The sequence below is a fragment of the Micromonospora sp. NPDC049903 genome (assembly GCF_044460945.1).
Taxonomy (GTDB): Bacteria; Actinomycetota; Actinomycetes; order Mycobacteriales; family Micromonosporaceae; genus Micromonospora.
Genome location: NZ_JBITKL010000038.1, coordinates 15,484 through 30,394, shown reverse-complemented (window position 1 = coordinate 30,394; position 14,911 = coordinate 15,484). Strand labels below are relative to the sequence as shown.

The following is a 14,911-nucleotide window of genomic DNA, read 5'->3' as shown; positions in this document are numbered from 1 at the left end:
GGCCCCGACGCAGCCCCTGCTCCGATGCGGTCAGAGCCAGTTCTTGTGCCACCTCTGGTAATTGCCGTTGTTGCACGGTTCGGCGTAGGCCCATCCGCTGTGATTGTTGTCCGCGCACCGGCCGGTCAATTCGTTCGCCACTCGCGAGGGCTGCGTGAGGAAGTACCAGAATTGGAGCGGGTGGCTGTTCTCGCACGCCGCGGTGTAGAGGTCACCGTTGTAGTTGGTGGAGAGGCACCGGCCCGTGGCGACGTTCACCATGATGTATCGGTGGACGATGGGAGCGGCAGGCAGGTCGTACCACTTCTGGTTGTTTCCGCCGTTGCAGGCCAGGGTGTAGACGGTGCCCGACGAGTTGCTGTCCAGGCAGAGCCCGGTCTGCACGTTGCGCAGGTGGTACACGGGCGCCGCTGCGGCGGACGCCGCCTGTGGCGTGGCGATCACCGTGGTAAGGCTGGCGAGGAGGGTGATCACCATGGTGAACAGCGCCCCGGCGGACTTGCTGCGGATCATTCTGCGGTCTCCCGAATGAGGTGATGACATTCACCGCAGTCGCTCACGCTGATTCGTGAGCATTGTGGACGGCGGCGCCAGTCATTACATCGGCGTGGTAGTTGTCGACGCAAGTTCCGATCCGGTGACCCTCTGCACAAGATCTTTCTGAACTTTGGTCAGGGGATTTCGTTGCGGCGGGGAAGTGTTCTCGGTCACGTGAACCATCGACCGCTCGGCTCGTCGTCATCGGTATGCGGGAATTCCGATCCACCGCACGTGGGAGATCCACAGTGCGCTACGTCCGAGCACTATCGACGCTGCTGCTGGTACCGGTGGCGGTGCTGGCACCCTCCCCGGTCCAGGCGACACCACCGCCGGCGGTGGTCCAGACGGTCGCCGCCGCCGACCCGACCGCCGCGAACCTGACCGCTGCCAACCGGATCGAGCCCGTCGCCGGGATGCCCGACTGGTCCCGCGCGGGATATCTGGGTGGCGCGCCGTTGCCGTCCGACGACGACCTGGCCGGTGGCGCCTGCACGATCGGCACGGCTCGGCTCGCCAGCGAGTTCGGCGTCCGCGCGAACGACAGCATCGACGACAGCAGCGGCCTTCAGGCCGCGATCGACCAGATCAAGGACTCCTGCTCGCCCTCCGGAAACCACCGCCGACTCTCGCTGATCACCCTGCCCGCCGGGCGGATCGACATCACCCAGCAGATCTACGTGGACGCCAACTTCCTGATCCTGCGGGGTCAGGGTGCGGGCGACGGGGGCACCCGCGTCGTCTTCCGGCCGAATGCCAACACCCGATACGACACGCTGACCGCCGACGGCAGCCGGTGGCACCAGGACTCGATGATCTGGGGCACCGCTCCCGACGAGGGTAGGGGCGGCTGGATGTGGCCCGGTCGCGCCCTGTTCAAGGTGCAGACCCGCGAGGTCGCCGAGCGGTACCTGGACGAGTGGACCACCGCACCGCGCAACCGCAAGGACCTGTTCGAGGGGTCGATCAACCAGCACTGGGCGTCGGGCGTCAAACTGGCCGCGGCCACCGGCGACCCGGGCTTCTCGGCCCGTACCGGACAGTCAGTGATCCACATCGACGCGGCGGCGAAGATGGACCGGTTCGTCGCCGGTGGCTACGTCTGGGTCGGCGCCGCGAACAGCCGGAACTTCTACGAGCAGCAGGGCCTGTCGCCGGACGACCCGGGTGTCCGCGAGAACCTGCACATGCGCCAGCAGATGTTCCGGGCGGTCCAGGTGGACCGCACCCGCAAGACCGTGACCCTCGACCGGCCGCTGGAGTACGACGTGCCGGTCGACTCGACGTCGGACGGCTCGGCGCCGATCGGCAGCAGCACGTACACCAGCAAGATCACGCCGTTGAGCGTGGTCGAAGGGGTCGGCTTCGAGAACTTCGCCTTCAGCCAGGAACTGCTGGACATGCCGAAGCACGGCGGCGGTCGCTACACCACGCCGCCGGGCGACGCGGTGCACAACTACGGCAACCTCGCGCCCGAGTACGCCATGCACGGCCTCGCCTTCAAGTGGGCCGCGAACAGTTGGGTGCGCGGACTGACCGGCACGATGACCGGCTCGCACCCGGTCGTCACGGAGGTCGCCCGCAACCTGCAGATCGAGCACAACACCTTCGACGGCGCGTGGAACAAGGGCAAGGGCGGCAACGGCTACCTGCGCGGCAGCCGGGTGTGGGACTCGCTCTGGGCCTACAACACCAGCCGGAACCTGCGGCACTTCACGTTCCAGTGGTCGGCCAGCGGCAACGTGGCGTTCCGCAACGACCTCGACTCCGACCTCAACCTGCATGGCGGCTGGGAACGGTACAACCTGTTCGAGGGCAACACCGTACGCGTGCCGTACGAGCACCGGTCGGGCAACTGCACCGCCAACTGCGGCGGTGAGGGCGGCGAACTGGAGGACGGCACCTGGTTCCCGATCTGGTGGGCGGCGGCGGCCAAGGCGATCAAATGGTCCGGTGCCTCCGGCCCGCAGAACGTCTTCCACCAGAACACCCTGATCAAGCAGTCCACGCCCGGCGGCCCCTTCCTGCCGTACGAGCCCTACTCGGTGGGCAGCGGCACCAGCACCGCGATCTACCAGTTCGGCTCCGACGCGAACAACCCGCGCGCGTTCGCTCCGTTGAGCCAGGGCGGCGTACCGATCAAGGACTGGTCCGGGCGGGAGACCGCGACCTACGACGGCCAGGGCGTCGTCGTCCGCAACGAGCGGTGGCCCTCCCTGTTCCTCCGCGACGTCGGCCAGCTCGAACCCCGGGACGAGAACCGCCAGGAGGTCATCACCTGGAACATGCAGGGAGCAGGTTCCGCGGCGGAGGGCAGCTACCAGAACAAGTACGCGGAGGTGCGGAACTTCCTCACCCAGAACAGGGCGTACGTCGTAGCGATGCAGGAGGCCGGGGAGCGGGCGGAAGGCATGCACCTTCGGGGCCTGCACCAGCAGGCGGTCTACGATCGGGGCAACGCTCCGGGCACGATCGACGCGGGGTTCACGCCGGTGCGCGAGTACGCCTGGGGCAGCCAGGGACGCCCCGGTGACGCACGGGTGTACTGGCTGCACACCGACACGTCGATGGCGAACTTCGGGCGGGTCAACCTGGCGGTGGCCACCCGAGAGGCTGCGGACGAGGTCATCGTGGTTGCCGCCGGACTGAACGGCGCCCGTCCCGCGCTCGGCGTACGGCTCGGCGAGACGGTGTTCTTCACTGTGCACGGCTGGTCGCCCGGCGGCCACGACACGCCAGGGCTGCTGCAGAACATCCGCACCCACATCCAGCAGAACCCGGGACCCAACGGTCCCTACGAATGGATCGTGCTCGGTGACTTCAACCGTGAGCCGGGCAATCTCCGGGCCGCGCTGCCTGCGCAACAGTTCGGAGTGATGGACCCGCCTCAACACACGCATCCCACGCGGAATCCGACGCACAGCCTTGACTACGGGGTGACGGATTTCGGGGGCGGGGCGCCGACCCTGCTCAGCGCCAGGACACTGACGACGACCGTCTCCTCGGATCACTTCCCCGTCCGGTACAGCCTGACGCTGCGCGCGGCTGCGGAGAACCCACCGCTTGCCACTCCGACGCTGCCGGGCCTGGCGTTGCTGCGCAACGCCGCCACCACGAACGTGGCCGACGTCGAGCCCGGCGGTGGCCCACTGGTTCCGGACACCCCCCACGACGAGGGGAGGGATCAGCGGTGGCGGTTGGACTGGGACTCCGAGTTCGACGGTCACCTGCGGCTGCAGAACGTGGCGGACGGCCGGTACATCGGGCTGGAGAGCAGCGCGCCGAACTCCCGCGCCGCGCTCAGCTCGGCACGGAGGCTCGACCAGTTGTGGCGGCCGATCATCGCCGACAACGGCGCGTGGACGCTGCGGAACTACGTGAACGGGCAACTGCTCACCGCCATCACGCCCGGTGACTTCCTGCTGGGTGTCCGCAACGCGGACGGCTCGGCGGAGCAGCTCTGGTTCTTCGCCTCCCAGACCGAGGTCGGGGAACGGCGGGAGATCCGGCACGTGGCGACGTCGCCGCAAGGGGAGGCCGAGATCGACGTCGCCGATCCGGACGGCGTCGAGAATCGACCGGTGCGGCTGCTGCCGAACGACACGGCGACCGAAGGCTGGGAGCCGATCTTCGTCGGCCAGCGCGGTGCCGACCGCTGCTTCCATCTGCTCTTCGGTGACGAGTACCTGACCTCGTCGCCCGGCGGGACGGAACCGGTGCCGGGTGGGCAGGTGGTGGTGGAGCCGTACGCGCCGAACAGCGACGGACAGGTGTGGTGCATGCACCAGGACACCGACTCGATGAGCATCTACAACATGACGGGGTTCCATGGTGCGCCGGTTCCGTTGTACCTGACCGACCACGGGGTTCACGCCCAGCTCACGGTGGAGTTCGCCGGCTCCGACGGCGTCGAGAACTGGCGCTGGGGGGCCTGACTCACGGCGAGGCAGCCCCAGGCCGAGCAGGTCGCCTGGGGCTGCCTCAGCCGCCGCACCGATATCGACGATATGAGGTTCCCGCGCCGTTGGTGCGGGAGGAAGGAACTCGCCATGGAACGGCTCCAGGGAAAGACCGCTCTGGTCACTGGCGGAGCGATGGGAATGGGAGCGGCAACCGTCCGACGGTTCGTGACGGAGGGCGCCAATGTGGTCATCGCCGACGTCAATCTGCCCGTGGCGGAGGCGCTCGCCGCGGAACTCGGGCCACAGGCCGTCGCCGAGAGACTCGACGTCCGGTCGGCAGAGGAGTGGGCGGCCCTCGTCGGGCGGACGGAGGAGCGCTTCGGCTCCGTCGACATCCTGGTCAACAACGCCGGCATCGCCGACCCCGCTCCGCTGGAACAGTGGGACGCCGCGCGGTTGCAGCGCACGTTGGACGTCAACCTGATCGGTGTCTTCAACGGCATCCAGGCCGTCGTCCCGGCGATGAAGCGGGCCGGCGGCGGATCGATCGTCAACATCGGCTCCGTCGGCGCTCTGCAGGGCGTGCCGAGGATGTCCGGCTACGTGGTGTCGAAGTGGGGCGTACGCGGTCTGACCAAGACCGCCGCGCTGGAGTTGGGCGTCCACGGGATCCGCGTGAACGCGGTGCACCCCGGCCAGATCCAGACGCCGATGACCGAAGGCGTCACGTTCGACACGAGCAACGTCGCGCTCGGCCGGGTCGGGCAGCCGGACGACATCGCCCGGATCGTCCTCTTTTTCGCCAGCGACGACTCGACGTTCGTCACCGGCAGCGAGGTCGCGGGCGACGGTGGGCAGATCGCCGGCCCGGCCGACTATCAGGGCCTGCCGCGGTAGCGGGCAGACCGCCCCACTCGCCCACAAGACCGTCGGCGACCAGCGACGGCGATGATCGAGCGCGCCGTCGAGGCGTACCCGGTGGTGATCTTCCACCCCCGGCTAGCGGTCGCGGTCGGTGCCGGCACCGTGCGTGGCCCGTGCGGTGTCGGCCCGGCGTGCGGTGTCCCGAGTACCGAGCCGTGGTCAGGCTGTAGTACGGCGGAGGCCGTCGACGACGAGCGTGACGACCTGGTCCGCGTTGATGCGGAAGCTCGGGTGGTCGTAGGCCGCGCAGATGCCGTTGATGGCGATCATGACTGCGTCGGCACTCACGTCGTCGCGGACGGTGCCGGCCTCGGCGGCGTCGGTCAGGAGGTCGGCGATGACCTGGTGCAGGGCCTGGGCGCCCTCGGCCAGGGTGTCCGAGCGGGTCGCCATGAGCGTCGCGAGGGTGCGGGCGAGACCCTCGTGAGCGTCCAGGTGGGCCACGAAGCCGCGCAGGAAGGACTCCAGCGCCTCGTCGGCGGGAAGGGTGGCGTGCAACTCGCGGGCGCGGTCGCACAGCGCGGCGAGTTCCTCGCGATAGACCGCTTCGGCCAGGGCCTCCCGGGTGGGGAAGTGGCGGTAGAGCGTGCCGGTGCCCACGCCGGCCAGCTTGGCGAAGTCGTCGAAGCGCAGGTCGAAGCAGTTCTTCGCGAAGAGTTCGCGGGCCTTGGCGATCAGGGTTTCGCGGTTGCGGCGGGCGTCGGCGCGGAGCGGCTTGGCGTCGGTCATGTGGGGTCCCGTGTTGACAAGTGGAGATTGTCTCCATATTTTGAAAGTGGAGACTGTCTCCGATTATAGGGTGCGAGGTGGCGCTTGAAGGTCTTGATGTTCGGGCGGGGCGTGATCGGTGCAGCCTACGGCTGGGCCCTGGAACGGGCCGGACACCACGTCGAGTTCTACGTCCGGCCGGGGCGGGCGGCGGCGTACGGAGATGCGATCGACGTTGATCTGCTCGACGCGCGACGGCGGCCGTGGGGCAAGCGTGTCGTCGAGAAGTGGCCGGTGCGCCTGCGCGAGTCGTTGGAGCCGGACCATGACTTCGACCTGATCGTGTTGAGCGTGCAGCACTACGGCTTCGCGGAAGCTGCGGCCTTCCTGGGGCCGCGCGTGGGCGGGGCCACGGTGCTCGTCTTCAACAACCTGTGGGTCGAGCCGCTGACCGCCATCGAACACCTTCCCACCGAGCAGGTGGCCTGGGGCTTTCCCGGGGCCGGCGGTGGTTTCGGTGACGACGGGGTGCTGCGCGCGTCGCTGCTGCCCATGGTCTTCCTCGGCACTCTCGACCGGCCGCCCACCGAGCGCGAGCGGGCCGTCCGCGAGGTGTTTCGCGGGGCCGGGTTCCGGATCCAGGAGAACTCCGACTTCCGGGGCTGGTTGGCGATCCACTTCGTCCAGAACGCGGGTCTGCACACGCAGAGCCTGCGGCGAGGTTCCCTGTCCACGCTGACGAGGGGCGACATGCGCGAAGCGATCCTCGCCGTCCGCGAGCTGCTACCACTGGTCGAGGCACGGGGCGTCGACCTGCGGCGGCATCGGTCCTCGCTGCTGCCGTTCACCGGACCCGTCTGGCTGGCCGCGCCGGCACTCGCCTGGATGATGGGCCGATTCCCGCCGGCGCGCAGGGTGACGACGGCGCACGCCAACCCCGAGGAGTTGCGCGCGGTCTGCCGCGACACGCTGGCGGAGGCGCGCAGGCTCGGCGTGGAGGTGCCCCGGCTGGAGGCGGCCGAGCCGTACTTCGCGGACGCGACGGCGTCCGGGGTGTAGGAGCTGTTTGTAAGGAGGGGTCCCCTGCTAACGCCTGGTGTATAGCAGGGGACCCCTCCTTACACCCAGGGGCGCGTGCTGCCGAGTCTGGAGCTGCCTACTGCGCCGGCTGCGGCTCCGGCTGGAACGCCACGTCGCTCACGTCGGCGACCAGCTCGGTGAAGTCGGTGCCGTACGCGGCTGGTTCGATGATGCGCAGCACCAGCGCGAACGGTCGGTCGGCACCGTAGGTGCGGGCGAGGTCCGGATGGTGCGTGGTCAGGTAGCGGGCGGCGGCGAGGTTGCTGCCGGCGGTCAGGCCGCCGATGAAGAACACCGGGCGTCCACCGACCGGGCCCCAGAACCGGGCGAGCAGGACGTAGCTGATCTCCGGGCTGTAGACGTACTCGGTGCCGCCGACGGTGAACGCCCTCCGGCGCTTCTCCTCGTCGAAGATCTCGTACGTCACGCCCCGCAGGATCGCGCGGAGGTGCGTGACGCTGCGCGGGCTCGCACCACCGGGACCGCCGACGCAGAACTCGGTCAGCCGACCGATCTCCCCGGTCGGCTGGTCCTCGCCGACCCGGTCCGCGTGTGCGCCGCACTCCCGGGCGATGGTCGCCAGCTCCACCAGCGCGGCGACGTCGCGACGGTGGACGCTGAACTCGCGCGGCGACGACGCGTGCCGGGAGACCACCAGGAGGCAGCTCGCTCCGGCGGTCAGGCCGAAGAAGGCACGTGCCCGGTTCAGTTTGCGCCGACGTAACAGAAACCCCGAGAGCCAGACGGCCGTACCGGCGATGACGCTCGCCAGCAGATTGATCACAAGGTCACCCACGCGTCGATCATGTCCGATCCCGTCACGCCGGGCGTCAGTGGCGGGGTAGCACGCCGAGGAGGGTCGCGGTCAGCGCCAGCTTCAGGGAGTCCTTCAGCTCCATGCGGAAGTGGGCCAGGTCGGGCGCGGCCTGGTAGGCCGCCTCCAGGCTGGGCGGAGGCGTGCTGTACGCCGACAGCGCGCCGGCCATGGTCATGGTGTGCAGGTTGAACAGCACGGCGTTCTCGCCCAGCTCCGGCAGGCGCTCCTGGACCAGGGCGGTCATGGTGGCCAGATGCCCCATGGAGGCGCGCTTGTGACGGATGGCGACCTCGACGGAGACGTTGTGTTCCAGGACGCCGACCTGTGCGCCGTAGAGGTCGCACAGCACCACCCGGCTGGCCAGTGAGCGGCTGAGGATCTCGGCCACCGCTGTCGCCCGCTCCGCCATGGGCAGGCTGTCGTCGACTCCGTCGGCCAGCTCACCGGCCAGGTCGGTCAGCCACTCCTGGAGGTAGCGGTCGAGCAGTTCCAGCAGCACCGCCTCGCGGGACTCGAAGTAGCGCAGCACGTTCGGCTTCGCCAGACCCACCCGGCGGCTCAACTCGTTCAGGGTGACCGCAGCCACGGGCATCTCGTCGAGCATCGCCGACGCCACGTCGAGGATCGCCCGTCGGCGGATCTCCCGCTGCTCCTCGGTGCGTGCTCGCTGGAAGGTCACGACCGCCAGCCTAGCTTAGGTACCTCCGGTACGTTGACAACGTACCGAAAGTACTTTAACGTCGTCACCACAAGATACCTCCGGTACTTAAGATGATCGGGAGCCTGGCATGAGCGAGAAGTGGACGACGGCGAACATCCCGGACCAGCGCGGGCGGGTCGCCGTGGTGACCGGCGCCAACACCGGACTCGGGTACGAGACGGCCAAGGCGCTCGCCGAGCGCGGGGCCTCCGTGGTGCTCGCCGTACGCGACGTCGACAAGGGCGAGCAGGCCGCGTCGCGGATGACCGGGGACGTCACCGTGCAGGCGCTGGACCTGACCTCGCTCGACTCCGTCCGGACCGCAGCGGAGCAGTTGCGGTCCCGGCTCGACCGGATCGACGTGCTGATCAACAACGCCGGTGTCATGTACACCCCGAAGCGGACCACCCGCGACGGCTTCGAGCTCCAGTTCGGCACCAACCACCTCGGTCACTTCGCGCTCACCGGGCTGCTGCTGGACCTGATGCTGCCGGTGCCCGGCTCACGGGTGGTGACGGTCAGCAGCACCGGCCACCGCATCCGGGCCGACATCCATTTCGACGACCTGCACTGGGAGCGGTCGTACGGGCGGGCCGCCGCCTACGGACAGTCCAAGCTCGCCAACCTGATGTTCACCTACGAGTTGCAGCGCCGCCTCGCCCCGCACGGCACCACCGTCGCGGTCGCCGCGCACCCCGGCATGTCCAGCACCGAACTGGCCCGCAACAGCCCGGCAGCCCTCCGGCTCCCGCTCACCTGGCTCGCACCGGTGATCACGCAGACGCCGGCCATGGGCGCGCTGCCGACCCTGCGCGCCGCCACCGACCCCGCCGTGCTCGGCGGCCAGTACTACGGCCCCGGCGGACGCAACGAGGTCATGGGCCACCCCCGTCTGGTCACGTCCAGCCCGAAGTCGCACGAGATGGCCGTCCAGAAGCGACTCTGGACCGTCTCCGAAGACCTCACCGGCGTGACGTTCCCGATCGCCAAAGCCATGCAGAACTCGATCTCGGCCAGCTCGGTCGTTGGGGCGTAGCGCAGATCGGTGCCGAACACGTCACCGCCGGCTTGGAGTGAGATCGTCAGCGCCGTTGGCCGTGCCATAGTGCCCTCCTCGGTCGGCGGTGATCCGCTCGGCCAGCGCGAGCGCGGTGACGACCTGGCCCTGCGCGCCGGCCACGCCGTCAATCGTCGAGGCTCGCGCGGTGAGTTGCTCGTCTCCGCGTAACGTTCTGATCGCGCTGCCGTCCCCGGCGGCGGTGCCTGCCACAGCGGTCGGTCCGACCAAGCCGAACTGCGCGGCCACGGCCACGATCGCCGCGTTGCGCTTGACGGGATTTTGATCCACATAAGGTGCCCCGGTCACCAGCACCGCTCCGTCTGCGGCGCCATCGAGTTGTTCGGGCGCGGTGAGGTAACCGGCACCTGCGTACGCGGATATCGCCGTGGCGCGGTGGGCGCTGGGCGGTGCTTCGAGCAGGACCGCAGCCAGGAGCGCGCTTGCGGTTTCAGCTCCGTCGCTGTTACCAGGGAGGGCGCTGGACGCGGCAATACGGTGGGTCAACTCGAGCAGATTCAGGCTGTTCTGCGGATCGAAGAACGACTCCTGAAGGTCGATGGGCCCGATCACGGCAGCACCCGCTACGCCAAGCTTCCCGATCACACCCTCGGCATGGTCACGTCCGGACGGAGTCGTCAACACCACGATCCGCCGGTTGGCCAGCGTCCCGCTCAGCACGGAGGGCGCCGTGTCGTTGATGAAGTCGTCCTTGCGGCTCGCTTCTGTCTGAAGGTCCTCGGTCGTCTCGCGGAGCTGCTCGTTCGTCTTGTGGGCTGCATTCAGAGAATCGCTGAGTACATCGGTGGCCGAGCCGTTTGCTGCGGCAGTGCCGAATACCGCACCCACTGCCAAGGCGACGAACACCGCGGCGAGCGAGATGACGTGATAGCGGAAGTTAATCACCAAGATATCTTATGAGCATCCATGGCACGGTCGCGTTCATCCTGTTCGGCGTACCCTCCGAAATCCCACGGGCTTGCGTTACCACTTCTCCCGCCACCACAGGGCCAGGAAGCCCAGCGCTCCGATGAGGACGATGCATCCGACACCGCCGCAGATCAGGGCAGCAACGCCACCGAAGAAGCCGTAGTCCCCGTAGTCCACGGCACGAACCTACGCGCTGCCTGACCGCTGATCAGGCTGGGTCAGGAATCCCGGGCGGCGTCCAGCGTCGGGGTGCGGACCTGGTCACAGGTGGCGAGCAGCATGCCGAGACGGCGACGCGCGTCAGCCGCCAACGGATCGTCCTCGCGGCGCAGCACGCGTACCGCCGTCGCGGTGGCCTCGGCCGCCCAGACGGTGAGCTGCGCCGCGGCGAAGGCGTCGGCGATCGCCAACAAGCCGGTGCCGTCCTCGGCGGCGCACGCGCGGGCGTGCCGGGCCAGCAACGGCGACAGGGTCCCGTCGGTACGCTCGGCCAGCTCGGATAGCCGTTGGGCCACCGAGCGCCGTGCGCCGTCGGCGCAGGTCGGGCCGATCAGGGTGGCCGCCTGACCGAGCCGGGTCAGGTCGTGCAGGGCGAGCACCTCGTACCCGGTCAGGCCGTCGGAGCGTAGCCGGTCGCCCAGCGCGACCAGGTGTCTGACGGCGGCGGGCAGGTCGCCGGAGGCGGCGATCGTCGCGCCACGGGCCAGTTCGAGCCAGGGGTAGAACACCGCGATGCACGGGGAGTACGCACGGTCTGCCGCCGTCATCGCCGCCGAGGCCGTGTCGGCGTCGCCGCGCCAGGCCGCCACCTGTGCGCGCTCACCGTGGGCGAGACTGCCGTAGAGCCGGCTGGTGGCCAGCATCGCGCTGGCCGTGTTGCTGAAGGTGACCGCCTGGTCGGTGCGCCCTCGGAGCCGTGCGGCGTAGGACTGGAGGACGGTCAGGAAGCCGCTGCCGAGCCGCAGGCCGCCGGAGCTGACCAGGTCGGCGAACTCGTCGGCCGCGATCGCGTCGATGCCGGGCAGGTCGCAGGTGAGCGCCAGCCGGGCGGCCCGGGTCGACTCCACCATCGCCTGTAGGTATGGCAAGTCTCCCCGCCAGCCGGCCACGTCCGCCTCCACCTGGGCGATCGCGTCGGCGTTGCGGCGGAACAGGCCGCGCGTCGCGTCGACGTAGGCGACCACGCACCGGGCCAGCCCACGGGCACCCGGGCCGGACGCCGGGCGGGCCAACACCGACTGGCTCAATCGCAGCGCCGTCGCGATCTCCATCCGGTGCATCCGCATGAGCGCCTCGAACGCCCAGACCCGTGCCTGGTGGCCGGGATCGGTGAGCGCGCCGGCCGCCTCGGCCAGGCTGTCGACGGTGGACTCCTCGCCGAGGCTCCAGTACGTCACCATGCCCCGCACCGTCAGCCAACGGCTCCGACGCCGCTCGTCGACCAGATCGTCCCGGACCTGGTCGAGCACCTGGAGTGCCTCGTGGGGGCGCTCGCAGAGCATCATGATGGTGGCGAGAAGCTCGGCGGCGTCGTAACCACCCCCGGCATGCAGCGCCGCCTGCGCCAGTTGGACCGTGAGCGGTACGTCGTAGCGGGCGAACGCCTGCGCGGCACCGGCGAGCAACAGGCGGGGATCCTGTGCGGAGCCCGCGCCGAGCCGCCACAGGGCGACCCGCAGCAGGTCACCCGGGCGTCGGGCGCCGGTGGCCTGCACCAGGTCGGCCAGTTCCGCCTGCAACTGCCGGGTCCGGGCTGGCGGGCAACGGCGGCGCAGCAGCTCCCCGTACAACGGATGCGTCAGTTGCACGTCGACCCGCCGGTCACGCCGGACGACCGCGATCAGGCCGTGTTCCTCGGCCTGCCGGACGTCGGCGGCGTGTGTCGCCGTGGTGAGCAGGTGCAGGCCGATCTGCTCGCTCAGGGCGACCAGCTCCACCACCTTGCGGACGCCCGGAGCGAGGTGGTCGATCCGGGTGCCGATCACGTCCGTCACGTCGAGCGGCCGCGTCGAGTGGCCGGTCCACTGCCACACGCCACCGGAGCAGGCCCACTCGCCACTGTCCGTCGTGCTGCGCAGCAGCTCGTGGAGAAGCAGCGGATTACCGGCCGAGAGGCGCAACATCCGGTCGATCGACCGCGCCTCGGCCGGCCCGCCCAGGACGGCCGCGAGCAACTCGGTGGTCTCGCCCCGGCCGAACGGGGTCAACTCGACGCGCTCGACCAGATCGTCGACGCACAGGGGCCGCAGCGGCAACGGCACCTGCTCCCCGTCGTGCACCGTCCCGAGCAGGACGACGTCCTCCTGCCGGGTGAGCACGTGGACCAGCGCCGCCGACGGCGGATCGAGCAGGTGGGCGTCGTCGATGGTGAGCACGATCGCGCGGCCCATGGCCTGCTCGTGCAGCGAGTCCACCACCCACCGCAGCACCCCGGCGGGGGTGAGACCCGCCGGTTGCGCGACGGGAAGCACCTGGGCCAGACCACCGAAGGGCAGCGCCGTACTCGGATGGCCGGCGGCGATGGGCCAGACGACGTACCGGCTCGCGGGAAGCTCGGCCACGGCCTCGCGGACCAGCCGGCTCTTGCCGACACCGGCGTCGCCGCTGAAGAGGACGCCCCGTCGGCCGATGCCCTCCACTACCGCTCGCAGGTGCTTGAGCTCACCGGTTCGGCCGACGAAACTACCCCGATCCACCGAGGCATCGTATCGATGTCGACCCCGATCCGATGTCGCACACCGTGTGCGTCGAGATCGGATAACGTCGGCTAACCCCGTCGCGGCAGCCACTACGGTTTCGGCGATTGCGGGCCGCCGCGTCGAGTCGGAGGAGGAGAGCTGTGGAGGCTGGGTTCCGTACCGGCGACGTGCTCCGTCTCTCCTGCCCGTTCACCCCCGCCTCGGTGACCGGAACGTCGCGGTTCTTCGTGTCCGTGCGGTGGCCGTGGGTGGCAGGCCGACCCGGAGACCGAATGGGGCGCTTCGACCCTCCGCTCGTGACGGGACGACTCCCGCGACCCCGGACCCACGTCGTGGTCCTGCGCGAGGGCCAGTCGTACGATCCGACGTGCGACGAGCAGGGGTACGAGATCGACCCCGACGACGACATACCGATCCGGCTCGATCTGGTCTTCCGTCCGTACCCGTTCCTCGATATCGGTGACGAACTCGCCGACAGTGATGGTCGGGCATGGCGCTTCGACGGCCCCTGGGACTGGTACGCCTTCGACGCTCGGACCCAGGCTGAGCCGACCCGCCTCCAGGTGCCGGAACTCGCATGAGCGCCTTTCCCGCGCCACTGCTGAGGAGGTCACGGCAGCATGGAGCCTGACGACGAAAATTCGCCTCCTCGCGATGACCCTGGCCCGGTCACCTGGTATGAGGTCGTCGATCCCGTGGTGGCGCGTTACCCCGGGCCGCCTCGCGACGACTACAGCAATGTCTACTTCGAGGTAAGCGGGCGGATGCGGGCCCACGCGGGGCAGCCGTCGGAGCGTCCAGCCTGCATCGCGGCCGGGAACAGAGCGTTCACCGCAATCGGTCCGTGGGCCGGAGCGTTGCCGCCCGCGATCGTGCGATGCGAAGTCTGCCTTGCGACGCATCCGGTCGCTGAGGAGAACGGGGCAGAGGGTGGGTGATTCGCCGAGTAGCTTGAGCGCGTCCCGGGCCCTTCGGCGGGGTCAGGCGAACGAGCGGGAGTAGTCAACAGTGACCCGACGGAGGTGGATGCTCTGGGGTGCGGCAGTCGCGCTGCTTGCCGGCTGCGGCGCGGAGGTGCACGACGGCCCGTACGAGGGCGCGCCGCCCAAGGGGGAGAGCCTGGGCGAGATGCGCCAGCAAGCGGGCGAGGCACTGGCCCGTTACGACCAGGCTGTCCTCGCCGCCGCCGATCTGACCACCGTCGACGTGACACCGCCGCCATGGAAGTCGCCACCGGGCATCTCCATCGAAGCGGCGACCGGCGTCAGGACCGGCACCCGGCTGACGGTCACCTTCACCGGCGCGGCGGGACCGGCGACCGAGCCCTGCGGCGTCGACTACCGTGCCGAGGCCGTGGAATCCGCCAACGCCGTGGTCGTCATCGTGATCGCGCAGCCGTACGCCACCGATGAGGCGTGCCTGCTCTCGGGTCACCCCCGGACCGCCACTCTGGAACTGGCGCGACCACTCGGCGCACGGGTGGTCCTCGAAGCTCGGCAGGGGCTGCCGGTCCTCCTGACCACAGGATGACCGGCCGCCGCGCGAACCCGAACCGGC

At 69.5% G+C, this 14,911-nt stretch carries 13 protein-coding genes; 6 read left to right on the top strand and 7 right to left on the bottom strand.

Going from position 1 to position 14,911, the window contains the following annotated elements; genetic code table 11:
* Positions 1-30: 30 nt before the first annotated feature.
* Complete coding sequence (locus tag ACIBO1_RS30430) at positions 31-513, bottom strand: RICIN domain-containing protein (protein ID WP_396752479.1); 483 nt, start codon at positions 511-513, stop codon at positions 31-33.
* A 272-nt stretch (positions 514-785) separates the two neighbouring features.
* On the opposite strand from ACIBO1_RS30430, the gene ACIBO1_RS30425 reads away from it, so the two are divergent.
* Positions 786-4,472: an endonuclease/exonuclease/phosphatase family protein gene (locus ACIBO1_RS30425; protein ID WP_396752477.1), complete on the top strand. Its 3,687-nt coding sequence runs from the start codon at positions 786-788 to the stop codon at positions 4,470-4,472.
* 114 nt (positions 4,473-4,586) lie between these two features.
* Positions 4,587-5,336: an SDR family NAD(P)-dependent oxidoreductase gene (locus tag ACIBO1_RS30420; protein WP_396752475.1), complete on the top strand. Its 750-nt coding sequence runs from the start codon at positions 4,587-4,589 to the stop codon at positions 5,334-5,336.
* 186 nt (positions 5,337-5,522) lie between these two features.
* Here the strand turns inward: ACIBO1_RS30420 and ACIBO1_RS30415 are convergent, their stop codons facing one another.
* Positions 5,523-6,092: a TetR/AcrR family transcriptional regulator gene (locus tag ACIBO1_RS30415; protein ID WP_396752473.1), complete on the bottom strand. Its 570-nt coding sequence runs from the start codon at positions 6,090-6,092 to the stop codon at positions 5,523-5,525.
* 84 nt (positions 6,093-6,176) lie between these two features.
* Between ACIBO1_RS30415 and ACIBO1_RS30410 the strand changes: the two genes are divergently transcribed.
* Positions 6,177-7,130 carry a ketopantoate reductase family protein gene (locus ACIBO1_RS30410; protein ID WP_396752471.1) on the top strand — a complete coding sequence of 318 codons (954 nt, stop codon included), beginning with the start codon at positions 6,177-6,179 and terminating at the stop codon, positions 7,128-7,130.
* A gap of 97 nt (positions 7,131-7,227) precedes the next feature.
* Here the strand turns inward: ACIBO1_RS30410 and ACIBO1_RS30405 are convergent, their stop codons facing one another.
* Both ACIBO1_RS30405 and ACIBO1_RS30400 read right to left on the bottom strand, forming a co-directional pair.
* Positions 7,228-7,947 carry a hypothetical protein gene (locus ACIBO1_RS30405; protein WP_396752469.1) on the bottom strand — a complete coding sequence of 240 codons (720 nt, stop codon included), beginning with the start codon at positions 7,945-7,947 and terminating at the stop codon, positions 7,228-7,230.
* Positions 7,948-7,981: 34 nt separating this feature from the next.
* Complete coding sequence (locus tag ACIBO1_RS30400; RefSeq protein WP_396752467.1) at positions 7,982-8,647, bottom strand: TetR/AcrR family transcriptional regulator; 666 nt, start codon at positions 8,645-8,647, stop codon at positions 7,982-7,984.
* 109 nt (positions 8,648-8,756) lie between these two features.
* Here ACIBO1_RS30400 and ACIBO1_RS30395 point away from each other — a divergent pair, with 109 nt between their 5' ends.
* A complete protein-coding gene (locus ACIBO1_RS30395; RefSeq protein ID WP_396752465.1) occupies positions 8,757-9,704 on the top strand; it encodes an SDR family NAD(P)-dependent oxidoreductase in 948 nt (315 codons plus the stop codon).
* Between the two features lie 21 nt (positions 9,705-9,725).
* Here ACIBO1_RS30395 and ACIBO1_RS30390 read toward each other — a convergent pair whose 3' ends face one another.
* The 3 genes from ACIBO1_RS30390 to ACIBO1_RS30380 form a co-directional block, all read right to left on the bottom strand.
* On the bottom strand, positions 9,726-10,631 hold the full coding sequence (locus tag ACIBO1_RS30390; RefSeq protein WP_396752463.1) for a copper transporter: 906 nt from the start codon (positions 10,629-10,631) through the stop codon (positions 9,726-9,728).
* Between the two features lie 78 nt (positions 10,632-10,709).
* Positions 10,710-10,832, bottom strand: a complete 123-nt coding sequence (locus tag ACIBO1_RS30385; RefSeq protein WP_396752461.1) for a hypothetical protein — start codon at positions 10,830-10,832, stop codon at positions 10,710-10,712.
* A 41-nt stretch (positions 10,833-10,873) separates the two neighbouring features.
* The gene (locus tag ACIBO1_RS30380; RefSeq protein ID WP_396752459.1) at positions 10,874-13,351 is read right to left on the bottom strand and encodes an AAA family ATPase; all 2,478 of its coding nucleotides are present in this window, start codon (positions 13,349-13,351) and stop codon (positions 10,874-10,876) included.
* A 299-nt stretch (positions 13,352-13,650) separates the two neighbouring features.
* Between ACIBO1_RS30380 and ACIBO1_RS30375 the strand changes: the two genes are divergently transcribed.
* Together ACIBO1_RS30375 and ACIBO1_RS30370 are read left to right on the top strand one after the other, a co-directional pair.
* A complete protein-coding gene (locus tag ACIBO1_RS30375; protein ID WP_396752457.1) occupies positions 13,651-13,935 on the top strand; it encodes a hypothetical protein in 285 nt (94 codons plus the stop codon).
* A 427-nt stretch (positions 13,936-14,362) separates the two neighbouring features.
* Entirely contained in the window at positions 14,363-14,884 is a 522-nt protein-coding gene (locus tag ACIBO1_RS30370) for a hypothetical protein (RefSeq protein WP_396752455.1), read from the top strand.
* Positions 14,885-14,911: the final 27 nt, after the last annotated feature.